The organism is Ensifer sp. GW101-20A05, assembly GCF_059424735.1.
In genome coordinates this window covers 1-23,124 of sequence record NZ_JBWKZT010000015.1, presented here as the reverse complement: position 1 = coordinate 23,124, position 23,124 = coordinate 1, and the positions used below count along the sequence as shown (strand labels likewise).

Below are 23,124 nucleotides of genomic sequence, written 5' to 3'. Positions count from 1 at the left end.
GCACCGGAAGACTTACGCCGCCTGCCGCAACGGCCTCGGTACGATCCGCGAGCGCAAACGTCGCGTCAGCGGCTTTTCGAGAAGCAGATAGGCGGCGACGCCCAATGCAGTTCCCAATACGACGGCGAGGAACGCCGATAGAGCGAGGTCGACACCCGCCCTGGCACAGATCTTCACCACAACCGATATGGCGAAGGTGTGCCAGAGATAGATGGAATAGGACGCATCGCCGAGAAGCATCGGCAATCCACGCGGGCGAAACCAGCCACGACTTTCGAGCGCCAAGGTGCCGACGACAAGCATGACGGCCAAAGGCCCAAGCACGAACTCGTCGAAAGGCAGACGAAACACGGCCAGCGCCGAAAAACCTGCAATCGCGATTGCAACGAGCGCCATGCCGGCATTGCTTCCCGGTACCCTGTCCCGTAGCCACAGTTCGGCTACGATCATACCGGCCACGAATTCGAGGATGATCGGCCGCATATAGGTCGCCAACAGCGCATCGTCGCTGTCGATGGCAAAACCCAAGCCGACCAGCAGCAGGAAGCATGCGGTGATCGCCAGTAGTCGACGCGACCGCGGCAGCAAGAGAGTCAAAGCGAAGACGGCGTAGAAGAACATCTCGTAGTTCAGCGTCCAGCCTTGGACGAGCACCGGCCACACCTCACCGGTGCTTGGAGAGGCCATTGGGACAAACAAGAGCGATGCCACCACGTGGGTGGGGCTAAGAACGAGATTGGGGAAAAGCCCGGCAAGGTCGCCAAGAACCATGACGGCTGTCGCCAGCCAATAGACCGGCGCGATCCTTTGAACGCGGTCACGCAGGAAAGAGATCGGCGACATTGGCTTGCGCTCGCTGATCACCCTCATGATGAAACCGCTGATGACAAAGAAGATGTCGACGCCGGCAGCGCCGATCGCGAAATGATGCCCGGTGCGCTCGGCCGCATGAAAGACGACAACGCCGAGCGCTGCAACGGCACGCAGGTACTGGATCCCGTAGATTGTGGTCATCGCGCCCCCGTTGGTCCGGCTCATCAGTACCTCAGCTGCGGCATACCCTGCGGCACGACCCGCGCTCTGCGGACCTCAGCCGAGCGCGCTTCCGGCCGGGGTTGCTGCAACGTCAGTTTGCCGGCGGCGAAATAGAGCAGGAACGACCCGACATGGTAGGGGTTCATGATGTCGATCTCGACGAAAGAGCGCACCAGCAGCAACATCGCGATACCGAAGAGCACCGAGGACTGGGTATCGTGGTCCTCCGTCAAGAGGCGCTTGATATGGCCGAGAACGGTCGTCAGCAGAATGCCCGATAGCAGGATAAGCCCGATTGCACCTGTTTCCACGATCGCCTCGATGAAGGTGTTGTGGAAATGGAAGCCCGAGCGCGTCGAGATGAAGAATTCTTCCCAGAGGCGTTCGGCCTCAGAGAAGCCCTGAACCCAATAGGCCTGGTAGCCGACGCCGACCACCGGCGATGCCATGGCAGCTTCGATGCCCTGCTGCCACAGATAGGTGCGCCCGGTCAGCGTCGAATCCTTGCCGAAGAGACCAAGCACCAGATCGACGCCGCCGCCATAGATGCCCGCGACAGCAACCAACGCCCCACAGATGACAGCTGCAAGAAACAGACCCTTGCGGTGGCCGGGCGAGAGCAGGCCGACGACGCGCATGCCAAGCCAGAGCCCGATGATCACGGCGCTGGTCAAGACGGACGTGGCCGATTGCGAAGCGAGTAGCGAATAGGCCGCAAGCAGCCCAAGCGCGCCGGATGCCAGCAGCCACAAGCGTCGCTCCCCAAGAGCGACAGGCGCAATGAAGGCGAAGTAGATGCCGAGCGAGGCGTAGAAACCCAGCTGGTTCTTCGAGGCGAAGGCGCCGACGAAGCTGTATGTGCCGTCGAGCGGATCGAGATGGTAGACACCAAAGAGCAGGGAATAGACGAGCACGATCCCGATGCCCGCGATCGCGCCGCGCGTCAGCGTTCTGATGTCGATGAGCCTCATGGCGATCAGGGCGCAAACGACATGCGACAGATATTGGATCCCGGTGCGGGCCGTCATCGAGGGTGCCGCCGACCAGAAGACCGACAGACAGGCAAAGACGGCAAAGCCGAGGATCCACAGACGCCTGCCGTAGTTGCCGAGCACGCGACGGTAATCGACAAGCACCAGCGGCAGCCACAGTCCGTAGTAAAGCAGGATCGACGCCTGCCCGAAGCGAGACGAATAGGCGAAGACGAAGAACGACAGCGCAATCGCAACGGTGCCATAGGCACCATTGCGATCAGGCGATATCAAGCTCGACTTCGCAATTCTCACGGTCGATCCTACTGCGTCGCGAGGTTGGCTTGAACCTTGATCACGTCGCCCGGCAACACCGGCGTGTTTTCATCGGCAGCGATCTCGGTCGGCTTGCCGTCACGTTCACGGATGATCGAATAGGCGATGACGGCGTCTGCCGTATTGTCCTTCGATTGTGCCGCTTCCGCCGATTGCAGCAGGGCTTCGGCCATCAGGTCGCGGCTGGTGCCGAGCTTGATCTGCAGCGTGTCGAGTTCCGCTTCGGTGTTCTGGAGATCCTGCGCCAGCTGCGCATCCCAATCGTTGCGAAGATTGGTTTCGTCCTGCGCCGCCTTGCTGACATCCTGCTTCGCCTTGAGCGAGGCCGTGTCGATGTCGAGCAAGGCAGATTGCAGTTCGGCGACCCGTTGCTCCAGCGAGAGCTTGCGCTGGCTGAGCGCCAGCCCCTTTTCGGCCAGGCTCTCGACCTTCTCGCGGTCTTCCGCAGCGAGCTCCATCTGGCGGTTCTGCGTTTCCGCTTTCTTTGCCAGCGACTGGATTTCGCTTTCCAGCAATGCCTTTAAGTCGGCGAGCGACTTCAGTTGCAGCTTCTGCCTCCTGTCGCGCGAGCTCATCAGGGCCGTCTCGTTCGCAAGAAGTTTGTCGATACCGGGTACGCCCTGGAGGTCCTTCGGCAATTCGATGCCCTGCTTGTCGGCAATCTCGGCCTGAAGCCTGGCTCGCCGGATCAGCAGCCGGTTGCGTTCGGCCGTTTGCACGCTCGAATCGCCGTGAGCGTTGATATAGTCGCGGGCGAAACGTTGCCCGCTTTCGGAGCGACGCAATCCGCCGCCGAGGCTTATCGCCTTCAGCACCGTCAGATTGGGTGCGAAGGGATATTCGCCAGGCTTTTCGACCTCGCCAGAAAGATAAAGCGGGCGGTATTGTGCAAGTTCGACGGAGGCGGACGGGCGATCGCGTAGACCGAACAGGGTCTGCATCTTCTCACCGATCGCTTCTCCGACCTCGGTGGTCGTCTTGCCGGCCGCCGGCAGATCGCCGATGAACGGCAACGACAGCGCGCCGGACGGCCCGACGGTGTATTCGCCAGTGACAACCGACCAATCGCGCACAGCGCCTTCGGCGGTTTGCCACTCGGCGACGCGAATCTTGAGCTTGTCCATAGTGCCAAGCTGATATTCCTCGGCGCCGGCTTGAGTGGCGCCGAGGACCACCGCGGCAACCAGGACCGTGTGGTGAAGGAAACGAGACACCTTGCGGGAAATCCAGGACTTCCCTGACGGAGCGTGTTTGTTCATATGAGGTTCCCGTTAAAAGACGCCGATCCCGCGGTCGACCTATCGGTCGCGCGGGTGCGAAGGCGCTGATCCGTCAGTAGCTGCCGCGCGAGAAGCAAACGGCTGGAATGGTCTTCACGACGATGGAGAAGTCGCTCAGCAAGGACCAGTTCTGGACATAATGGGTATCGAACGCGACCCGAGCCGCGTAGGAAACGTCGTTGCGTCCGCTGATCTGCCACAGGCCGGTAAGACCGGGGCGCGATTGCAGGTAGTAGACAGCAGCTTGGTCGTAGAGCTCCAGCTCATCCAGCACCACCGGCCGCGGGCCGACGATGCTCATTTCACCGCGGACGATGTTGATGAGCTGCGGCAGTTCGTCGAGGCTCAGCTTGCGCAAAACGCTGCCGACGACGGTGACTCTGGGGTCATCCTGCAGCTTGCGCGTCGCGCGCCACTCCTCATAGGCCGCAGGATTGCTTCTAAGATACTCCTGCAGAATCCGATCACCGTCCGGCCGCATTGTGCGGAACTTCAGGCAACGGAAAGACTTCCCGTTATGACCGATACGGCGATGGCCATAAAAGATGCTGCCGCCGTCGGAGAACTTGACGAGCGCAACCAGCATCAAGAAGAGCGGGCTCAGAAAGACGAGCGCCAGTGAAGCGGCAAAGATATCGAAGCCTCGCTTCGAAATGCCACCCACGGGCGGGAGCGCTGCAGTCTCTGCGGCACTGAAAAACGGCGAACTGGCCGATCGGGTCGCAGACTTCATAGAGATAACTCCATTTAGGTTGGCGATTGGTCGGTCCCTCGAAAGGGAGCGCTCTTATTCAAGAAAGAGTGTGTGGTGAGAATTTGTCTTTTGAGGGCGAAATAGTGGCGGGTACCCGGTAGGCGCCCAAATGACGAATATCACTGATTTCTGATATGTAATATTTCCATCCAGCCAGCCGATATATTATGAGACGATAAAGTCTTACGTTCGGAGCTTTCGTGTATTGTATCGTTGGCGCGCAACTACGTTTCCGAAAAGCGAATATATCTTTGTATCTGTTATGTTTGCGTTCACCTGCAAGCATGTGTCTTGGCGCCGATAAAAATTGGCAGGCGTCAGTCTTTCCGATGAAATGCTGCAATGCGGCAAGTTTTTGCGCCGCACGCGCGGCGGGACACCAAAAGTTAATTTCGTAACAAAAGGTGATCGCAATCGTTGCCCAAACAGCAACCAGCGGGCGGTGCGGTCACGACAAGACGCCGGATGGTGGAGGAACTGCCTTTGGATTGCCACGGAGTCGCAACGGTCGAATCGATGCGGGATCGAAAAACGGCCAAATTGATTCGAATGCTCTAAACGCGACATAAAGACTTTGGAGGCACAGTGGCAGCAGGGTGCGGGCTTTTGGCGGTTGAAGCGAAAGGGCGCTGCCAATATATTGGAATCCTGAGGAGGAAAGGCCGAACTCCGATGACGACATCGACGACAGAACCGAGCGCGAGGTAGCGCTATGTACGCACCGCGCGTTCTTGTGAGCATGCTCGGCGCCTTGGCCGTGTTTGCGATCGTTACCTATTTCCTAAACGGCTCGCTGGCGTCGACGCTTATCCAGACCGTCATATGCGCCGTCCTGATGCAGGTCGGCTATTTCTTCGCCGTGCTTTACCTGGTGTGGAAGAAGGCGCGGGAGAAGGAAAGACAGGCCGCCGAGATGGCGCAATTGGCCGGCGACGACAAGTCGGCCGCCAAGACCGCGCCGCGCCGCCTCCATCGACCCGGCCACTTTAATCGCTGATCAAGGCTGGTCTCCGCGCTCGGCGGGCCACACGGCGGTACTCGAGAAAATCTCAGATTTGACGCGTTTGCGACACGATCGCCCTGCATGGTTCGGCCGTTGCCATCCTGGCGACGTCGCGTGGCTGCGGCTAACCCAAGAAGCGGAGCCGCGCTGGAACCGAAATACCGCAGAGCTCGCAAAGACAAGCGAACTGCCCGTTCGACACGATGCTGGAGGCCCTCATGACCACAGACGTCTGCGTCATCATCGCCGCAAAGAATGCCGAAGCAACCATTGCCCGAGCCGTTGCATCGGCCCTGGCAGAACCGGAAAGCGCCGAGGTGGTGGTGATCGACGATGGCTCGACGGATGACACCGAGGCGGCCGCGCGCTCTGCCGACGATCTGAGCGGGCGCCTGACGATCGTCCGCTTCGAAAGCAATCGTGGGCCTTCGGCCGCCCGCAACCATGCCATTTCGATCAGCCGTTCACCGGTGCTTGCAATCCTCGACGCGGACGATTTCTTCCTGCCGGGTCGTCTCGGTCGGCTGCTTGCGGAAGACGATTGGGACTTTATCGCCGACAACATCGCCTTCATCGACGAGGCCGCAGCGACCGACGTCGCCCAGAAGATCGATGAGTTCAAACCGCAGCCCCGCCTGCTCAGCCTGATCGACTTCGTTGAAGGCAACATCTCCCGGCGCGGCGTGAAGCGCGGCGAGGTCGGGTTTTTAAAGCCGCTGATGCGCCGCCACTTCCTGGAGGGCCACGCCATCCGCTACCGGGAAACGCTTCGATTAGGCGAGGATTACGATCTCTATCTCCGCGCCCTGGCAAAGGGCGCGCGCTACAAGGTTATCCGCAGTTGTGGTTATGCGGCCACCGTCCGCAGCAATTCATTGAGCGGCAGCCACCGCACCGAGGATCTCAAGCGCCTCTACGAGGCCGACCGGATTATCCTGGCCGCAAATACATTGGAGAGCGAGGCTGCGGCCGCCATCCGAAGGCATGAGCGGCATATCAAGGACCGTTATCAGCACCGGCACTTTCTCGATCTGAAGAGAGAACGCGGCGCGGCGGCAGCCATAGGCTACCTCCTGCGCCAACCCGATGCCGTTCCTGCGGTCACGGTCGGCATCCTTGCCGACAAGACCGAGCGCTTCAAACAGCCTCACTCGGATGCTCCGGCCGCGCTCGGTGGTTCCGGAGGGTTGCGTTACCTGCTTTCCCCCACTGCGGACGGTCACCAATAGTCATTTAGGCCACGGCACTTTCTGGGTGCCGTGGCCGTATCGTCAGAAATACGCGCGACGCACGGCCGCAAGAGCCTCCAGAAAACGGTCCTTGCGCTCGGCAAGTCGGCCGTCGCTGCTCAATTGCGGCGCCGCCCGGATTGCCTGCCAAAGTGCAAGCGTCGAAGGGGCGGCGAGAACCTGCTTGGCAGCGCTGCGCAAAAAGGTCTGTCTCGGCTCAGCCACCGCCACCATCACATTGTGATCGACGGGGCGCAGATTCGGCACATCAGCCAGCGTCTGTGCCTCGAAGCCCATACCCCAGAAGCGCTCGCCCTTGATCATGGCTTCGGCACGGCTCGAGACCGGCACGTGGCGGGGCTGGTAGTGAACGCCGACGGTGCTTGCCCAGTCGTTCCACTTGAAGCTGTTGATGCTCTCGGACGTGGTGACGGCCACCCATGGCACGCGAAAGGCGTCTGCGAGAATGGCGCCATGCATCGATTCGGCGATGATGAGTTCGGATTGGGCAATCTCGCGGATCACGCTTTTGGCTTCGCCCCGCGGGTCGATATAGTGCAGGCCAACGGTACCGCAGGTGACCGGCCACATGCCAGCAATGGCGCTTTCCCAATGCGGAACGAAACTGCGTTTGTGGAGCTTCGGCAGGTTTTGGAACTCGGGCATCTCCGCGACCATCACGGCGGGATCGACGATGCCGAGTTCAGGCGCGATGCCGATCTTCCCGGCGGTCAGCGGACCTCGAACACAGCGGATATCCCATTCCTTCGGATCGCGCATGTCTGGCAAGGTGCCGTAGCCGAAGCCGCTGCCGATAACGAGCTTTCTGACACCGTCAGGCAAAAGTGCACGGTTGAGCACGGTGCCGACCCCCACCAGCAGGATTTCCTCGTGAACGTCGCGGAACCCAGGCAGCAGGAAGTCCCAAAGCCAAAGATTGAGGTCGTCGCCAAAATTACCGTGCTGAGATTCCCAGTAGTAGGGGTTCATGGGCAGTCCCTTCTTTCAAAATGCTGGATATGTCCGGATGCCGCGTCAGGCGGTCTTGTTCTTCCTGCTCGAAGGAGTGCTTCGATCAATGCGCGCGAGAAAACTTGCCGACAGCGAGTTCCAACGCGCTTTGCAAGAGCCTTGGATCACGCAGGACCCAACGCGCCAACAGGCGGAATTGCGGTGACTTGCGTCGCTTGAGCCGACGCGCCTGGCTCCACAGCGCCTGCCGCCGTGCCGTATGTTGATAGGACCGGATCGAGGCGATTGCCGCAGGCTTGCGTGAGAACCGGCCCTCGAGCGTTTCCAGAGCAACGAATGTGTTGAACTGCTGCTGCAGGAACTGCGGCGAATCGTTGTCGATCGAGTGAAAGATGTTGATGCCCTCGCCGCGCTCGGCGCCAGCTTCATCACAAAGCACGACGCGTTTGGCGGCAAGAATGCAGTCGCAGAAGAACAAGACATCCTCGGCCGCCAGTCTCAGCGCCGCATCGAAGCGGACCGTCTCGAAAAGGCTGCGCCCGATTACCATGCAGGAGAGATGCAGGAAGCTCCAGTTTCTGAGCATCACATTGGTAAGGTCAGGAATTTCGACGACCAGCGGCACTTCCTGCAGTCTGACGACGCTGTGGCTTTCCGTCAGTTCGGCAACATCGAAATGGTAGTAGAACGCCTCGCCGCCGGTGATCGACGCCCAATAGCAGTCGGCGCCGAAGCGGCTCATGCTTTCATAGGCATTCTTCAGATGATCCGGGGTCCATTCATCGTCGGAATCGAGGAACGCCACGTACTCGGAATCGTCGGGAACATGGTCCAGTCCGGTGTTGCGTGCGCCGCCAGGCCCCTTGTTGGGCTGGCTTATCACGGTCAGTCGCGCTCGTTCCTGCTCACTTAACGGCTCCAACTCCTCATCTATCGAATAGGGGGAGCAATCGTCTATCACCAGAACGTGGAAGTCCTGAAACGTCTGGGCAAAGACGGAGGCAAGCGCCCGTCGAAGAATACCCGGTTCCTTCTGGTAGTACGGAATAATAACAGTCAGCTTCGCCATCTTTTTGCCCCTGCGGTTTCTCTAAAAGAGTCTTGCGTGGTCTCCTCCCACCGGGTCGCGGCCTTTCATCTAGCCCTAGTCCTTTGTCGGAAATCCTTCAAAGGCATCATAGGATGCTCGCTATGCCGTCAACCGTAAATGCCAAGTCCGTAACACGGAATGTCGGCTGGAGCGTCCTTTCAAAGACAGGTACTTTCGGGCTGAAATTTGTCACCGTGCCGATTCTTGCGCGTATCCTTACGCCGGAAGAGTTCGGGACGGTGGCCGTTGCGCTCACTGTCGTCCAGTTTCTGGCGATGATCGGCGGTGCTGGTCTCGCCTCCGCGCTCATCATTCAGCGCGACGAAGACATGGAGCTCATCCACTCCGCTTTCTGGGCCAATCTCGCGGTCGCGCTGCTGATGGCGCTTGCACTTTTCGTCTTCGCCGATCCATTGGCAAGCCTGCTCGGGGCACCCGAAGCGGGGTACCTGCTTCGGATCATGAGCGTGCTGATCCCGCTGCAGCTTGGCGGAGACGTCGCCTACTCTCTCCTCGCCAGGCGGATGAATTTCAGCAAGGACGCGGTCTGGACCATGATCTCCGAGACCGTCGGGGCGCTTGTTGCCGTCGGCGCAGCGCTGCTTGGCTTCGGCGTTTGGTCGCTGCTGGCGCAGCTTTTCGTCTCCGCATTCATCCGCCTTGCCGGCCTCTTTGCCGTATCCGGCTATGTGCCCCGGCTGGTTTTTTCCCCACGCCGCGTTCTGACCCTCAGCCGGTTCAGTTTCGGCATGATGGGGTCGGAGATTGCCAATTTCGTCACTTTCCAATCGCCGATGGTGGTGATCAGCCGGTACCTCGGCCTTTCGGACGCCGGTGCCTATTCGGCGGCAAACCGTTTCTCCAGCATTCCCAACCAGATCGTGCTTTCGGCCGTCATGGGCGTGCTATTTCCCGCCTTCAGCCATATGGGCGAGGATCGCCAGCGGCGGTCTCAAGCGCTGATGTTGAGCACGCAGGTCACCACCGTGCTGTTGGCACCGATGATGTTTGGCCTTTGGGCTCTTGCCGAGCCGGCGATGCTGGTGCTTTTCGGTCAGCAATGGGCGGCCGCCTGGCCGGTCCTTGGTTTGCTTGCGCTGTCAAAGGGACTTTTGACACCCTGCAGCACCTACGTCCCCTACCTGAAAGGCATCGGCCAGGGGACAGTCCTCTTCTGGTGGGCGGTCATCCGCGCTGTCGTGACGACCGCAGCTGTCGCCTACGGGGCAATTGGCGGCTCACTTGTTGAAGCGATGATTGCGCTCTGCATCGTCAACCTGGCAACGCTGCTCGGCTATTCCTGGGTCGTGTTCCGGGCCGATCGCCTGCCCTTCTTGCGCGGCTTCCTGATCTCGATCAGACCGATGATCGCGGCTTTCGCGATGGCGGTTGCCGTCAGGCTGTTGCTGGACTTCTATGGCGCGCTGATACCGAGCGCGGTTCTCCAGGTGCTGATTGGCACGGCAATCGGTGGATTGATCTATCTCGCGCTGATGCTGGTCGTGGAACGTCCATTGTTGACGAAGCTCTACGGCATGATCCGCAAGCGCAACGCTTCGCCGAGCGTGCCCGCGGCGGCTGAATAACCGATTTCAGGCGCCGGAAACTGCCTCATCCTCGCCGCATTTCGGCTTGGCTCGGGGCCGTATTGGCCGTTTGTCGCGTGACAAGAGAGAAAAACAGCACAATTTTACCGCGATTTGATACACCAAACACTAGTAAAAGCATCAGCAAATAAGCGGCTGATAATATTCCGTAAATGCCCTATGCATAGGCTTTTTTCCCGACGCCGGCGCGAAAATGGGTAAATCTTCCTAGAAATTATTGAACATCGGATGCTGCATTGCAACAAAGTGCGGCCGATTCGTTTGTTGCAGCGCCATATTTTCATCCGTGCCCGGGCCTAGCCTTTAGCACAATGAATGCGGGCTCTGGTCTGCTCTGTTGAAACGGTCGCCTGGAAAATGGCACTGGCAGATAGGGGTGACGGACATCGTGGATGTGAACGCGAACATCTCGTCGCGGATCAATCTGATGCGCATCGTGCTGATCTCCGGCATCGTCTTCGTGCATGTGCCGCATGATCCGGCGACGAGCCCGTATGTCGGCACCTATGGTGTGCTCGATTGGCTGCGCGTCTTTCTTGGCGACAGCCTTTTTCGTGTCGGCGTCCCGTGCCTCAGCGCGATCTCCGGCTATCTTCTGTTCCGGCGTGGCCTCGACAGTTTCGACTATGGCAAAACGCTCAAGACCAAGGCCAGAACCGTCCTGTTGCCCTTCCTGATTTGGAACATTGCTTTTCTGGCACTGGCCTTCGTTGCGCAAAGCAAGGGTATCAGCTTCGGCTATCTGCCCGATGTCGTGGGCGCAAGCACACGGGAATGGCTGAATCTCGCACTGGCGCTCCAGGATCTGCCGATCAACGTGCCGCTCTACTTCCTGCGGGATCTGCTGCTTTGCATCGTGCTGTCGCCGGTACTGGCTTGGCTGATCAAGCGTTATCCGATGCAGACGCTCGCCCTGTTGCTCGCCTATGCCGTGCTACCGCTGCCAAACGGGATTTTCCTGAAGAAGTCGATCCTCTTTGGCTTCAGCGCCGGCATATACATGAGCCTGCGTCGCGTTGACGTGCGCAGTCTCGATCGCTTTTCCTGGCCGATCACCATCGCCGTCCTTGGCGCTTCGGTGCTGCTTTCGCTCGTGCTCTATCAGTACGGACCCGACTTTCCGGTCTGGGTCGATATGCTGCGCAGTCTGACCGCCCTCTCCGGCATTCTCGGCTCCTGGGCGGTTTCCGAGTTGCTGGTCCGCACGAGCGTTGGGGCATCTCTGGCGCGCGGCGGCGGGCTCAGCTTCTGGATCTTCTGTACGCACTATCCGCTGCTGGTTCTTTTCTGGATGATCTGGAACCGCGCCGGCTTCGGATATTACCCGGCCTTCTATTACACGGTTCCGTTCATCACGATCGCAATCCTTGTCGCCGCCTACGGCCTCGCCGGGCGCTGGCTTCCGAACCTGACCGCAATCCTGACCGGAAGCCGAGCGGGCGCCGCCCAAGGCGCAAAGGCGCGGCCGGCGGAACAGCGCGCCGAACTTTCACCACAGCAAAGGACCTGACCATGAGATCTTCTGGACCTCACCGCCTCGCCCTGTTGAGCCTTGTCGCCGTCGGCCTTGCCGGCCCGGCAAACGCCGGGGACACAGCAGAGGCAAAGTCCTTCATCGACGACTTCGATACCCTCGACACCGGAATCTGGTATGTCTCCGACGGCTGGAACAATGGCGCCCACCAGAACTGCACCTGGTCCAAGAAGCAGGTGAAGGTCGAGAACGGCATCGCGGAACTCTCCTTCACCGAAGGAAAGCTTGGCGAGCGCAACTACGCCTGCGGCGAGATCCAGACACGCAAGCGCTTCAGCTACGGGACCTATGAAGCCCGCATCAAGACGGCCGATGGTTCCGGGCTGAACTCGGCGTTCTTCACCTATATCGGCCCGGCCGACAAGAAGCCGCATGACGAGATCGATTTCGAAGTCCTCGGCAAGAACCCGGCAAAGGTTCAGATCAACCAGTATGTCTCTGCCAAGGGCGGCAACGAAAAGCTTGTCGACGTGCCCGGCGGCGCCAACCAGGGCTTCAACGACTACGCCTTCGTCTGGGAGAAGGAACGTATCCGCTACTACGTCAACGGCGAACTCGTCCACGAAGTGACCGATCCCGCGAAGATCCCCGCCAACCCGCAGAAGATCTTCTTCAGCCTTTGGGGAACCGACACGCTTTCGGATTGGATGGGCGCCTTCTCCTACAAGGGACCGTCGACCATGCAGGTCGACCGGATCGCGTTCACCGCGCCGGGAGACGAATGCCAGTTTGCCGAATCGGTCGCCTGCCCAACGAACTAAGCGGCGGCCAGGAGCATTCCTAATCGACGCGTTCAAACCGCGACGCCCAACGTTTCAAACCATGCACGGCGACGGCCGAGCAGAGAACCGGATATTCGATATTCATGCTGCAGGTACTTTATTTCGCACAGGATCTTGCCGACCCCGCCGTTCGCCGGCGTGTCCTGATGCTCCTTGCCGGGGGTGCAAGGGTCAAGCTTGCGGGGTTCAGGCGCGACGCCAACCCGCTGGCGGCGATCGAGGGCATCGAGCCCATTGAGCTCGGGACAACGCATGACGGGCGTTTCGTTCAACGGATCGGCGCGATTGCCAAGGGCTGCCTTTCACTCAGGCAGGCGCTGCGCAATGTCGAACGCCCGGACTTGATCATTGCGCGCAACCTCGACATGCTGGCGATCGCCAGGAAGGCCGTCAGTGTGTTCGGCGGTGACGTGCCAATCGTCTACGAATGTCTCGACATTCACCGCCTGCTTCTGCGCCCCGACATCGCCGGCAAGACGTTGCGGGCGAGTGAAGCGTTCCTCGGGCGTGATGCCCGGCTCCTGATCACCAGTTCTCCGGCCTTCGTCGAGCACTATTTCCGCCCGCTTTCGGGCATCTCGGCGCCGACCATGATGCTGGAAAACAAGGTGCTCGAGCTCAACGAGACCATGGTGCGACCATTGGTTCCGGCAGCGTCGCCGCCAAAGGATGGGCCGTGGCGTATCGGGTGGTTCGGCGCATTGCGCTGCCGCAAATCGCTGGCGCTGCTGTCGGCCTTTTCCCGCAAAATGGAAGGACGCTTCGAGATCGTGCTGCGCGGTCGGCCGGCCTATTCGCAGTTCGATGACTTCGAGGGCTTCGTGCGCAACGAACCCTTCATGCAGTTCCACGGGCCTTACCGCAGTCCGGAAGAACTGAGCGACATCTATTCCGACGTGCACTTCACCTGGGCGATCGATTTCTTCGAGGAAGGCCAGAACTCGAAATGGTTGTTGCCGAACCGGCTCTACGAGGGTTGCCGCTTCGGCCGTGTGCCAATTGCGTTGCGCGGTACCGAGACGGCACGGTTCCTGGCCATCCGCGGCCTCGGCATGCTGCTCGACAAAGCGGAGCCGGAGGCGCTCGCCGCCCTGCTCGGCTCGATCGACCCCGAGCGTTACATTGAGGCATCCGGCCGGATCGCGACTTGCGCGGCTGATACCTGGATTTTCAGCCGCAGTGACTGCGAAAGCCTGGTCCGGCGGCTTTCGGCGGTCACGTCGGCGGCTCCGCCGCGGATCGCGCCTAACCTTTCCCCAACTCCTCAGAACGAAGGCGGATTGTCATGAGCAACAACACGCTGGCTTCGACACGAACCCTTATCGTCATTCCCTGCCTCAACGAGGCTGAGCACATCGAAGGCCTGGTTGAGGGACTGCGACCGGCAGCGGCGCGTCTCAACGGCGCCATTCTGATTGTCGACGGCGGCAGCACGGATGGCACGCGCGAGATTGCTGCGCGCCTCGCCAAGGCGCATGCCTCGGTGCTTGCTCTCGACAATCCGAAGCGCATCCAGAGCGCGGCGATCAATCTTGCCGTTGCCGAATACGGAGCGTCCTTCGATTATCTGATCCGCATCGATGCTCACGGGACCTATCCAGACGATTACTGCGAGCGTCTTGTCGAAGAGGCGCTTGAGACCGGTGCGGACTCCGTCGTCGTCGCAATGCAGACGGTCGGCTTCACGCCTTTCCAGAAGGCGACGGCCTACGCCCAGAATTCCAAGCTCGGCAATGGCGGCGCCAAGCATCGGCTCGGCGCCACGAGCCACTGGGCCGATCACGGCCACCATGCGCTGATGCGGATCTCCGCCTTTCAGGCAATCGGCGGCTATGACGAAATCTTCAGCCACAACGAAGATGCGGAGTTCGACTACCGCTTCAGGCAGGCGGGCTATCGCATCTGGATGACCGACCGGACGAGCATGGTCTACTATCCGCGCGCCAAGGTCGGCCCGCTCTTTCGCCAATACTTCGCCTATGGACGGGGGCGCGCACGCAATGTCCTGAAGCACCGCGCCTGGCCGAACCTGCGGCAACTTCTGCCGCTCGCCGTTGCACCCGTCGCCATTGGCGCTCTGCTCGCAGTCATCAACTGGCTCGCCGTCGTGCCGGTGGCGCTGTGGGCCGCCGCCTGCATCGGCTACGGCATGTGGATGGCGCTCGGCCAGCGGAACCCCTACGGCCCGCTTGCAGCCCTTTCAGCCATGGTGATGCATTTCGCCTGGTCGGCCGGCTTCTGGCGCGAGCTTCTTACCGCGCGAAACCGAAAGGTGGCGCCATGACCGATCTCGCCAGAAAACGGATCGATATTGCGGTCTGCACCTTCCGCCGTCCGCAACTTGCGGAAACGCTGCATTCGCTGGCGCTTATCACGGTGCCCGCCGATGTCGACATCCGCGTCATCGTTGCCGACAACGACACGACGCCGAGTGCCGAGGCGCTGGTCAACCAGATGCGCCCGACCATGCCCTTCGAGATCCTCTACGTGCATTGCCCGGCGTCGAACATCTCGATCGCCCGCAATGCCTGTCTCGACAATAGCGCCGGTCACTATCTCGCCTTCGTCGATGACGACGAGACCGTATCGAGGGCGTGGCTCCTGCAATTGCTCGACACGGCCGCTACGACCGGGGCCGATGTCGTGCTTGGCCCGGTTCGCGCCGAATACGCGTTGACCGCGCCGAACTGGATGCGCCGCGGCGACTTTCATTCGACCCGCCCCGTATGGGTCGATGGCGAGATCCGCACAGGCTACACCTGCAACGTCCTGCTCGATCTCACCCGGCCGGTCCTTTTCGACAGACGGTTCAACCTGGCGCTCGGGCGGACTGGTGGTGAGGACACAGAATTTTTTCGCCATATGCATGCGGCCGGCGGACGTCTCGCCTATGCCCCGGATGCATTGGTCTTCGAACCGGTTCCGGAAAAGCGCGCGCGCCTTGCCTGGCTTGCCAAGCGCCGCTTCCGTTCGGGCCAGACCCACGGGCGCCTGTTAAGCGAGCCGGGCCAACCCGGCAGGCAGTTGGTGGAAATCGCCCGAGCGATGGCCAAATCCGGCTATTGCGCTACGGCGAGCCTCTTTCTTCTCGGATCGCCGGTCGCCCGTTCGCGCTACGCCCTGCGCGCCGTCATGCATGCGGGTGTCGTCAGTGGGCTTCTCGGCGTACGTGAACTCCAGCAGTATGGGGCCGCGACCGCCGGATGACGCTCCCAGCACCAGACGTCAGTTTTGTCGTCGCGGCCTATAACGCCGCCGACACGATCCGCCGCGCCATTGAGAGCGCGCTCGCACAGGAAGAGGTCGACCTGGAAGTGATCGTCGTCGACGATTGCTCCACCGACGACACCTGTGCCGTGGTCGAAGAGATCGCGGATCCACGGGTGCGGCTGTTGCGGCTTGCGAAAAACCGTGGGCCTGGCGGAGCGCGCAATGCCGGGCTTGAAGCGGCGCGCGGCAATTGGATCGCCATTCTCGACGCGGACGATACCATCAGCCCCCGACGGCTCTCCCGCATGATCGCGTTGGCGTCGACGGCTGGCGCCCAGATTGCCGTCGATAACATCGACGTCGCAAACCTCGACGGGCGCGTCGAGCGCATGTTTCCCGAAGCCTTGCTCGAACACCACCGGGTGCTGACGCTTGCAGCCTTCATTCAATCCAATGTGCTTTTCCGCTCGACCTATAATTTTGGCTATATGAAGCCGATTTTCGAGCGCCGTTTCCTGAACGAGCATGGCCTTCGCTTCAAGCAGTCCATCCGGATCGGTGAAGACTACATCCTGCTCGCATCTGCGCTCGCCAATGGCGGACGCTGCATCGTCGATCCCTCAGCCGGCTATTGCTACCACATTCGCGAGGGCTCGATCTCCCGGGTGCTCGAACTTCGCCATATCGAGGCGATGATTGCAGCCGACAAGGATTTCCTCGCAATCCACTCGATCGATGCCGAAGCGATGACAATGCAGCGTCGTCGCGACAGGAGCCTGCGCGAGGCGCATGCCTTCCTGCGCCTCGTCGATCATCTGAAATCCAGATCGTTGGTTGGGGCCGCCCAGGTGGCCTTGTCCGACCCCCGAGCGCTTCGGCACCTCAGAATGCCGATCGCCGTGCGGCTGCGCCGTTTGCTTGCGCCGCTCGCACGATTGAAGTCCGCCACACCGACGGTGGCGGCTGAACGATCCACCTCGGGCAATAGCCCTCACGTACGTAAAGGATAAAGCCATGGACCGTATCAGGACCGTCAGGAAAGCTGTGATCCCGGTCGCCGGCAATGGAACGCGGTTCCTCCCCGCGACAAAGGCGATACCCAAGGAGATGCTGACGATCGTCGATCGTCCTGTCGTGCAATATGCGGTCGATGAAGCCCGCCAGGCGGGCATCGAGCACATCGTTTTCGTTACTAGCCGCAACAAGCAGGCAATCGAGGACCACTTCGACGACACGCCGGAACTCATCTCGTCGCTGACCCGTTCCGGCAAAAACGCCCAGATTTCCGAACTGGAGGAGATGCTGCCGCGTGCCGGCTCGGTCAGCTTTACGCGGCAGCAGGCGCCGCTCGGCCTTGGCCATGCAGTCTGGTGCGCGCGCGACGTGATAGGCGACGAGCCTTTCGCGCTGCTCCTGCCGGATATGCTGTGTCACGGCGCACGCGGCTGCATGGCCGGCCTCGTCGATCTCTATCGCCAGACCGGCGGCAACGTCGTCGGGGTCGAGGAATGCGCTCCGGAAGATGCGTCGAAATATGGCATCGTCGGCAAGGGTGACACCGTTCCACACGGTTTCGAAGTCACGAAAATGGTTGAAAAGCCGCGTGCCGGCGAAGCACCGTCGAATTTTTACCTGAACGGCCGCTACATCCTTCAGCCCGAGATTTTCGACATTCTCGCGCACCAACAACGGGGTGCGGGCAACGAAATCCAGTTGACCGACGGGATGCTGAAACTCTCGCAAAATCAAGCGTTTCACGCCCATCCCTATGAGGGGCGCACCTTCGACTGCGGTTCCAAGGAAGGCTTCATCGCCGCCAATGTCGCCTTCGCGCTCGCGCGCTCTGACCTCGGCGACGTGGTCTATGCCGCGGTCAAGGACATGGTTCTGTCTCATGAAGGCCGCATCCGCGCGGCATAAGGCTGGTTTGGCGCCTCTTTTTCGAGGCGCCTGCCTTCGGACCAAAAGGGAAACGGACAGAGCGACCCAATGAACCAAAGAAGTCTCCCCTTCAATAGCGTTGTGCCGAGGGAAATGGAGGAACCCGATAGGTTCATCGACCTTGACCGGCTCTTCTCGGTCATCGTTCGCCGCGCCAGGCTGGTTGGCGCGTTCGTCGTGCTGTTCATGGCACTTGGCGCCGTCTACCTCGTTTTCGCGACGTCGTTCTATACGTCGATGACGCAGATCCTGCTCGACGAGAACCTCTCGAAATACGCCGAGGAGCAGGCGACGCCACAGAACAGCCAGTTGCTCGACACCCAGATGGCAAGCGCCGTCGAGATCCTGAAGTCTGGCGAGCTCGCCTTGCGGGTCGTCGACAAGATGAAACTCGACGACAACGACACGGTCCTCAATCCGCCACGCTCGCCCTTCGGCGCCGTCAAGGACTGGCTGAGATCCGTGACCGGCGTCTTTTCGTTTGGATCCGATATTTCCGAAGAGGCGGCCCGCAACGGACGACGTCAGAAGGCGGCCGCGCTCATCCAGCAGGGGCTGGCCGTCGAGCGCGTAAACCGAAGCTCCGTTGTTGCGCTTGCTTACCGTTCCAGCGATCCGCAGCTCGCCGCCGCCATCGTGCGCGGCTATGCAGATGCTTATCTCAACGATCAATTGAACGCCAATTTCGATGCGACGGAGCGCGCCTCCGTCTGGCTGCAGGAGCGTCTTGCCGACCTCAGGCAACGCTCGCAGGTGGCTTCGCTCGAGGTGGAGAAATACCGCAGCGAGAACGGCCTGACGCTCGCTCGCGGTGAGCTGATGTCCGAACAGCAACTGGCAGATCTCAACAGCCAGCTCATCATCGCTCAAGCCGACACGGCAAGCGCGTCCGCACGGTTCAAGCAGTTCCAGGCGATCGTCGACCAAGGGCCTGAAACTGCGGTCAAGAACGCGACGATTTCCGCCAAAGAGGGCGACAACTCCGTCATCCGCGAATTGCGTACCCGTTACCTGGCCGTCAGCAAACGCGAACAGGAAGTGACGCAAAGCTTCAGCGCCGACCATCCCCAGGCAGTATCGCTGCGCAAGGAAAAGTCCGATGTCGGCCGGCAGATCTTCCAGGAACTGGAGCAACTCACCGCAAGTTACCGCAACGAATATGAGGTCGCCCGCTCGCGCGAGGCTTCGCTCAGAGAAAACATCGAAGGCACAACGGGCCGCAACTCGGATGCGAACCTGTCGCTCGTGCATCTGCGCGAACTCGAGCAGAAGTCGGCAGCGTTGAAGACCCTCTACGAGACCTACCTGAACCGCTATGAGCAGGCCTCGCAGCAGCGCTCCTTCCCGATCGCCAAGGCCCGGGTGATTTCCACGGCTGGTGTTCCAACCTCGCCCTCAAGTCCGAAGAAGACCTTGGTTCTGGCACTTTCGGCGGTGCTCGGCATGATGGCAGGCGGTGCGTTCGCAGCTTTCCAGGAGTTCCGCGAGAGGACCTTCCGGCTCGAAAGCGACGTGCGTTCAATCCTCGGACACAGGTCTTTCGGCTATGTTCCGCTGATCGGCCCGCGTCAACTGACCACGACCGACCGGGTTCGCGCGCGGTTGATGAAGGGCAGGACGCCCCAGCCGATGACACAGGCCGCAGAGCCGTTGCCGTTTGAACGGGTCAGTCGCATCGTGCTCGACGCGCCGCGATCGTCTTTCGCCGAGACCTTCCGCAACGCCAAGCTCGCCTGTGACCGGATGTTGCACGGCAACGGTTCGCGGGTGATCGGCATCGTTTCTGCCGTTCCGGACGAGGGCAAGTCGATCATCGCGGCGAACTTTGCCGCACTGCTCGCGGCGAGCGGCAAGAAGACGCTGTTGATCGACGCCGACATCCGCAAGCCGGGGCTGAGCAAGATGATCAATCCGCCGCCAAAGACCGGCCTCGTCGAGGCGCTGATCGGCGAGTCTTCCTGGCCCGCCGGCATCAAGATCGACCAGAAGACAAAACTGGCAATCTTCCCGGTTGGCGGGGAAGCCGGGGCAAAGAGCGAACCCTATGACAGCCACGAGTTGCTCGCCTCCCCGGCGATGGCCGACCTTATCGACAATGCCCGCAAATCGTTCGACTACGTGATTGTCGATCTTGCAGCACTTGCTCCGGTGGTCGATGGCAAGGCGTTTTCGCCGCTCGCCGATGGCTTCATCTACGTTGCAGAGTGGGGCCGCACGCCGTCGCGTCTCGTGCGTGATCTGCTCAACTCCGAACCGCAGATCAACGGCAAGATCCTTGGCGTGATCCTCAACAAGACGGACATGAACGAGCTGGCGAAGTACAGCGACTTCGGCGGCGCTGAGCACTATCGCCATCGTTTCGAGAAGTACTACGTCGAGAACGCCGGGACCTACCGCAGGACTGAGGCGGCCTGACCGCCCTCCCTTGCGCGTCGAGACATGAAGCCTCGGACCGGAAACGCTCCGAGGCCTCTCACTGTGGGTGGTCGCAGGCTAACAGGGCTGAGAATGCCATCCACTGTCGAGCGAAAGCGAAGAAAAGATGATTGCAGTGCCAGCGGAAAGCTATTCGGCGGACGGGTGTGGCAGCGAGGGCGATCCCAGCAACCTCAACCGTGCAAGATGGGGCGAAGACGTGGATGCAAGCAATCTGGGATCACGCACACGTTTCACGAAAGCAATTACGCCTACGTTCAGTTGAATAACGTTTGAGGCGAATTATGTTTCCAGACGAAATTACCGCGGCGGCGTGGACCATTTCAGCCAGACATCTCGCACGCGGACAACGCGACCCTACGATGATGATTGCCGAGGCGATTGCGTTGGAGCGGCAACGCTGTTTGGCCATTGCCACCGAATGCTGCGGAGAAGAAAGCGGCGTGGCCAGAGAAATACGAAACGCCGGCAGTTAGGTGACGTGTTTCAATCTACTCCGTTGTAGGTGGCCGGCGCCAACTTATGGTGCTTGCCGTACTCACGCGTTGATGATGCCTGCGGCGATCGCGAGAAGTTCGCTATCAATCGACTGGTACCATCCGCGGAGCTCAATCCCTCCAGAAGAGCGGTGTTAGGATGACGAGCACCGTCAGGATTTCGAGACGGCCAAACAGCATCATCACCGACAGAAGGTATAGGGCTGGCTCCGACAAGGTCGAGAAGTTACCAGCCGGTCCGATGATCGGCCCGAGCCCGGCGCCGACATTGGAGAGCGCTGTGGCGACGGCAGAAGCAGCCGTAACGAGATCATAGCCCATCGCGCCCATCGCCAGGCTGCCGAACGCCCAGACGAACATATAGGCTGTAAAGAACATGAAAACCGTGCGCTGGACATCGATATCGACGAGGCCCTTGCCGTAGCGCACCGTGTGGACCGCATTCGGATAGATCAGCTTGAAGAGCCCGGCCCGAATGGAATTGAAAATGATGATGAAACGGTAGGCTTTCATGCCGCCGGCCGTCGAGCCGGAGCACCCGCCCATGAAGGTTGCAGCGAAAGCAAGGGCGACGATGAACTCCCCCCACAGCATGTAGTCGTCGCTGGCAAAGCCGGTCGTCGACAGGATTGACGAGACCGTGAAGAACCCATGTGCAAGCGCATCGCTCGCTGTGACGTCATTGGCAAGGCGCTGATAAAGACTTGCGGCAAGCGCAAGTATGGTCAGATAGGACAGGAAGACGATGATTTGCGGATCCTTCAGCGTATCGAGCCGACCGCGAACGATGAAGAGAATAAGCACCGAAAACGGCAGGCTGCTCAAGGCCATGAAGAACGTTGCGACCCAGAGGATCGGCAGGCTCTTGAAGTAGCCGAGCGAGGCGTCGTGGGTGGCGAAGCCTCCGGTCGCGATCGTCGACATCGCATGGTTCAGGGCGTCGAAGCGGCTCATGCCGAGATAGGCATAGATAATCGCGCAGGTGACCGTCAGCACCACGTAGATGAGGATGAAGGCACGGGTGAAGGTGACGATCCTGGCGAACGGCTTCTCGGTCGTATCCGAGGATTCCATCTTGAAGAAGGACATGCCGCCGACACGCAAGTAAGGCATGACGAAGAGCCCGAGCGCCACGATCCCGATGCCGCCCAACCAATGCAGCAGTGAGCGCCAGAGCAAAATGCCCGGGGGAGCGAAATCGAGACCGGTGATCACCGTCGAGCCAGTCGTGGTGATGCCCGAGACGGATTCAAACAGGGCCATGGCAAAATCGAGTTTCAGCGACGAGAACCAGAAAGGTACCGCACCGACGAGCGAGATGACGAGCCAGAGCAAGTTGACGACGAGGAAGCCCATCTTGCGGCTGAAGGGCGGAGGGCCGCCCTGCGTCGCGGCCATGGTCAGAAGTGAGACGCCCCCGGTAATGAAGGCCGACACGGCAAATATCCGCCAATCCGGATGCCCATAGAACAGGTCCACCGCCGCCGGAAGAAGCATCGCAAGCGACAGGTAGAAGGCTGCCTTTGCAGCGATGTTGATCGCGGATTGGTAGAGAGATGCATGCAATGGTCGACGGCCCCAGCGCAGTTGTCCGAAAGCCCGAATCGGCTGTTGGGATCGACCGCCATTCAATCCGAAAGTCGCGCGATTCGCACCCGCCGCTGCCGGCAAGTCCATCGGACGCAGGCCGAGAGCCCGCTTCCTATCTCACATTCCGCGCGTTTTATCACTGCCGGCGGGACGAGCAGCAGCGGCAAACGCCGATAAGCTACGGTTTCCACAGCCGTTCTGCGGCATTTTGCCCATTCAACTCTAACTCACGAAAAGATCAGGCCTTTCGGGCGCGACAAGTCATCACCTTGACTTATTTCAGCGTGTAAAGCCTGCTGCATCCATTCCACATGCAACCTTGAGCACAACCGATGACACCCGCCCGTTTCACCCAATGCCTTCTCGTTCTTCGTTGGACGCCGATCAATCTGGCGAGCGCCCTGCATTGCAACCTGGCATGGATCGAGGCGATGGAGACCGGCGAGGAGAAGGTGCCGGACGAACTGGCGACCTGGCTGGAGACGCTGGCACGCACCCACGAGGAACTCGGCATCCCCGTCACCTATCGCGGCAAAGGCTTGGAGCCGGCGGCCAGCCGAACGGTGCGCCTCTGACCTACGCGGCCGAACGCGAATTCATCGTCGGTCCGCACTCTGCGTAGCGAGGATCAAGTGTATTCCGGGGCGACCGCCCAGAACGCTCTAAGCATTTGCTCCAAGAGAGCGGAATGCTTGGTAATGGACGAACGGTCACCAAAATACACTTTGCCTTCTCCGATTTGCGCTCGCCTGAATGACTTTGCGGCGAGTTCGATTTTGTCTGGAGGTCAGAAATGAACATCAAGAGCCTTCTTCTCGGCTCCGCTGCTGCTCTCGCAGCAGTATCCGGCGCACAGG

At 60.4% G+C, this 23,124-nt stretch carries 19 protein-coding genes; 12 read left to right on the top strand and 7 right to left on the bottom strand.

Annotated features, from left to right (window positions below; all coding sequences use genetic code 11):
• Window positions 1-12: 12 nt before the first annotated feature.
• The 4 genes from AC070A_RS27690 to AC070A_RS27675 form a co-directional block, all read right to left on the bottom strand.
• Complete coding sequence (locus AC070A_RS27690) at window positions 13-1,014, bottom strand: acyltransferase family protein (RefSeq protein ID WP_492384111.1); 1,002 nt, start codon at window positions 1,012-1,014, stop codon at window positions 13-15.
• A gap of 23 nt (window positions 1,015-1,037) precedes the next feature.
• Window positions 1,038-2,321: an O-antigen ligase family protein gene (locus AC070A_RS27685; protein WP_492384112.1), complete on the bottom strand. Its 1,284-nt coding sequence runs from the start codon at window positions 2,319-2,321 to the stop codon at window positions 1,038-1,040.
• Window positions 2,322-2,329: 8 nt separating this feature from the next.
• Entirely contained in the window at window positions 2,330-3,601 is a 1,272-nt protein-coding gene (locus AC070A_RS27680) for a polysaccharide biosynthesis/export family protein (protein WP_110879206.1), read from the bottom strand.
• Between the two features lie 73 nt (window positions 3,602-3,674).
• Entirely contained in the window at window positions 3,675-4,355 is a 681-nt protein-coding gene (locus AC070A_RS27675) for a sugar transferase (protein WP_093233216.1), read from the bottom strand.
• A 733-nt stretch (window positions 4,356-5,088) separates the two neighbouring features.
• Here AC070A_RS27675 and AC070A_RS27670 point away from each other — a divergent pair.
• Window positions 5,089-5,373, top strand: a complete 285-nt coding sequence (locus AC070A_RS27670) for an exopolysaccharide production repressor protein (RefSeq protein ID WP_058320938.1) — start codon at window positions 5,089-5,091, stop codon at window positions 5,371-5,373.
• A gap of 224 nt (window positions 5,374-5,597) precedes the next feature.
• A complete protein-coding gene (locus AC070A_RS27665; protein WP_492384113.1) occupies window positions 5,598-6,608 on the top strand; it encodes a glycosyltransferase family 2 protein in 1,011 nt (336 codons plus the stop codon).
• A gap of 42 nt (window positions 6,609-6,650) precedes the next feature.
• Here AC070A_RS27665 and AC070A_RS27660 read toward each other — a convergent pair whose 3' ends face one another.
• Together AC070A_RS27660 and AC070A_RS27655 are read right to left on the bottom strand one after the other, a co-directional pair.
• Window positions 6,651-7,598 (bottom strand): polysaccharide pyruvyl transferase family protein, encoded by a 948-nt coding sequence (locus tag AC070A_RS27660; protein ID WP_492384114.1) that lies wholly within the window; start codon window positions 7,596-7,598, stop codon window positions 6,651-6,653.
• 85 nt (window positions 7,599-7,683) lie between these two features.
• Entirely contained in the window at window positions 7,684-8,649 is a 966-nt protein-coding gene (locus tag AC070A_RS27655) for a glycosyltransferase family 2 protein (RefSeq protein WP_492384115.1), read from the bottom strand.
• 122 nt (window positions 8,650-8,771) lie between these two features.
• On the opposite strand from AC070A_RS27655, the gene AC070A_RS27650 reads away from it, so the two are divergent.
• The 9 genes from AC070A_RS27650 to AC070A_RS27610 all read left to right on the top strand — a co-directional run bounded on the left by AC070A_RS27650 (window position 8,772) and on the right by AC070A_RS27610 (window position 20,159).
• Window positions 8,772-10,256 (top strand): lipopolysaccharide biosynthesis protein, encoded by a 1,485-nt coding sequence (locus AC070A_RS27650; protein ID WP_492384116.1) that lies wholly within the window; start codon window positions 8,772-8,774, stop codon window positions 10,254-10,256.
• Window positions 10,257-10,665: 409 nt separating this feature from the next.
• Complete coding sequence (locus AC070A_RS27645) at window positions 10,666-11,787, top strand: acyltransferase family protein (RefSeq protein ID WP_492384412.1); 1,122 nt, start codon at window positions 10,666-10,668, stop codon at window positions 11,785-11,787.
• Window positions 11,788-11,789: 2 nt separating this feature from the next.
• On the top strand, window positions 11,790-12,572 hold the full coding sequence (gene exoK / locus AC070A_RS27640) for an endo-1,3-1,4-beta-glycanase ExoK (protein WP_492384117.1): 783 nt from the start codon (window positions 11,790-11,792) through the stop codon (window positions 12,570-12,572).
• Window positions 12,573-12,676: 104 nt separating this feature from the next.
• Window positions 12,677-13,882: a glycosyltransferase family protein gene (locus AC070A_RS27635; protein WP_093233210.1), complete on the top strand. Its 1,206-nt coding sequence runs from the start codon at window positions 12,677-12,679 to the stop codon at window positions 13,880-13,882.
• The gene (locus AC070A_RS27630; protein ID WP_492384118.1) at window positions 13,879-14,877 is read left to right on the top strand and encodes a glycosyltransferase family 2 protein; all 999 of its coding nucleotides are present in this window, start codon (window positions 13,879-13,881) and stop codon (window positions 14,875-14,877) included. Before AC070A_RS27635 ends, AC070A_RS27630 begins: the two co-directional genes overlap by 4 nt.
• On the top strand, window positions 14,874-15,800 hold the full coding sequence (locus AC070A_RS27625) for a glycosyltransferase family 2 protein (RefSeq protein ID WP_492384119.1): 927 nt from the start codon (window positions 14,874-14,876) through the stop codon (window positions 15,798-15,800). Before AC070A_RS27630 ends, AC070A_RS27625 begins: the two co-directional genes overlap by 4 nt.
• Window positions 15,797-16,813 carry a glycosyltransferase family 2 protein gene (locus AC070A_RS27620; RefSeq protein ID WP_492384120.1) on the top strand — a complete coding sequence of 339 codons (1,017 nt, stop codon included), beginning with the start codon at window positions 15,797-15,799 and terminating at the stop codon, window positions 16,811-16,813. The genes AC070A_RS27625 and AC070A_RS27620 overlap by 4 nt, the downstream gene beginning before the upstream one ends.
• Before the next feature lie 4 nt (window positions 16,814-16,817).
• On the top strand, window positions 16,818-17,723 hold the full coding sequence (locus tag AC070A_RS27615) for a UTP--glucose-1-phosphate uridylyltransferase (RefSeq protein WP_492384121.1): 906 nt from the start codon (window positions 16,818-16,820) through the stop codon (window positions 17,721-17,723).
• A gap of 69 nt (window positions 17,724-17,792) precedes the next feature.
• Window positions 17,793-20,159: a polysaccharide biosynthesis tyrosine autokinase gene (locus tag AC070A_RS27610; protein WP_492384122.1), complete on the top strand. Its 2,367-nt coding sequence runs from the start codon at window positions 17,793-17,795 to the stop codon at window positions 20,157-20,159.
• A gap of 629 nt (window positions 20,160-20,788) precedes the next feature.
• Here the strand turns inward: AC070A_RS27610 and AC070A_RS27605 are convergent.
• A complete protein-coding gene (locus tag AC070A_RS27605; RefSeq protein WP_492384123.1) occupies window positions 20,789-22,243 on the bottom strand; it encodes a TrkH family potassium uptake protein in 1,455 nt (484 codons plus the stop codon).
• A gap of 356 nt (window positions 22,244-22,599) precedes the next feature.
• Here AC070A_RS27605 and AC070A_RS27600 point away from each other — a divergent pair, with 356 nt between their 5' ends.
• Window positions 22,600-22,842 (top strand): hypothetical protein, encoded by a 243-nt coding sequence (locus AC070A_RS27600; protein ID WP_113479775.1) that lies wholly within the window; start codon window positions 22,600-22,602, stop codon window positions 22,840-22,842.
• Window positions 22,843-23,124 lie beyond the last annotated feature (282 nt).

Excerpts from the sequence above, each read along its gene's own strand:
- AC070A_RS27660 (WP_492384114.1), bottom strand. The coding sequence starts at position 7,598 with ATGAACCCCTACTACTGGGAATCTCAGCACGGTAATTTTGGCGACGAC.
- AC070A_RS27630 (WP_492384118.1), top strand. The coding sequence starts at position 13,879 with ATGAGCAACAACACGCTGGCTTCGACACGAACCCTTATCGTCATTCCC.
- AC070A_RS27615 (WP_492384121.1), top strand. The coding sequence starts at position 16,818 with ATGGACCGTATCAGGACCGTCAGGAAAGCTGTGATCCCGGTCGCCGGC.
- AC070A_RS27635 (WP_093233210.1), top strand. The coding sequence starts at position 12,677 with ATGCTGCAGGTACTTTATTTCGCACAGGATCTTGCCGACCCCGCCGTT.
- AC070A_RS27655 (WP_492384115.1), bottom strand. The coding sequence starts at position 8,649 with ATGGCGAAGCTGACTGTTATTATTCCGTACTACCAGAAGGAACCGGGT.
- AC070A_RS27650 (WP_492384116.1), top strand. The coding sequence starts at position 8,772 with ATGCCGTCAACCGTAAATGCCAAGTCCGTAACACGGAATGTCGGCTGG.
- exoK (WP_492384117.1), top strand. The coding sequence starts at position 11,790 with ATGAGATCTTCTGGACCTCACCGCCTCGCCCTGTTGAGCCTTGTCGCC.
- AC070A_RS27620 (WP_492384120.1), top strand. The coding sequence starts at position 15,797 with ATGACGCTCCCAGCACCAGACGTCAGTTTTGTCGTCGCGGCCTATAAC.
- AC070A_RS27675 (WP_093233216.1), bottom strand. The coding sequence starts at position 4,355 with ATGAAGTCTGCGACCCGATCGGCCAGTTCGCCGTTTTTCAGTGCCGCA.
- AC070A_RS27665 (WP_492384113.1), top strand. The coding sequence starts at position 5,598 with ATGACCACAGACGTCTGCGTCATCATCGCCGCAAAGAATGCCGAAGCA.
- AC070A_RS27690 (WP_492384111.1), bottom strand. The coding sequence starts at position 1,014 with ATGACCACAATCTACGGGATCCAGTACCTGCGTGCCGTTGCAGCGCTC.
- AC070A_RS27610 (WP_492384122.1), top strand. The coding sequence starts at position 17,793 with ATGAACCAAAGAAGTCTCCCCTTCAATAGCGTTGTGCCGAGGGAAATG.
- AC070A_RS27625 (WP_492384119.1), top strand. The coding sequence starts at position 14,874 with ATGACCGATCTCGCCAGAAAACGGATCGATATTGCGGTCTGCACCTTC.
- AC070A_RS27670 (WP_058320938.1), top strand. The coding sequence starts at position 5,089 with ATGTACGCACCGCGCGTTCTTGTGAGCATGCTCGGCGCCTTGGCCGTG.
- AC070A_RS27680 (WP_110879206.1), bottom strand. The coding sequence starts at position 3,601 with ATGAACAAACACGCTCCGTCAGGGAAGTCCTGGATTTCCCGCAAGGTG.
- AC070A_RS27600 (WP_113479775.1), top strand. The coding sequence starts at position 22,600 with ATGACACCCGCCCGTTTCACCCAATGCCTTCTCGTTCTTCGTTGGACG.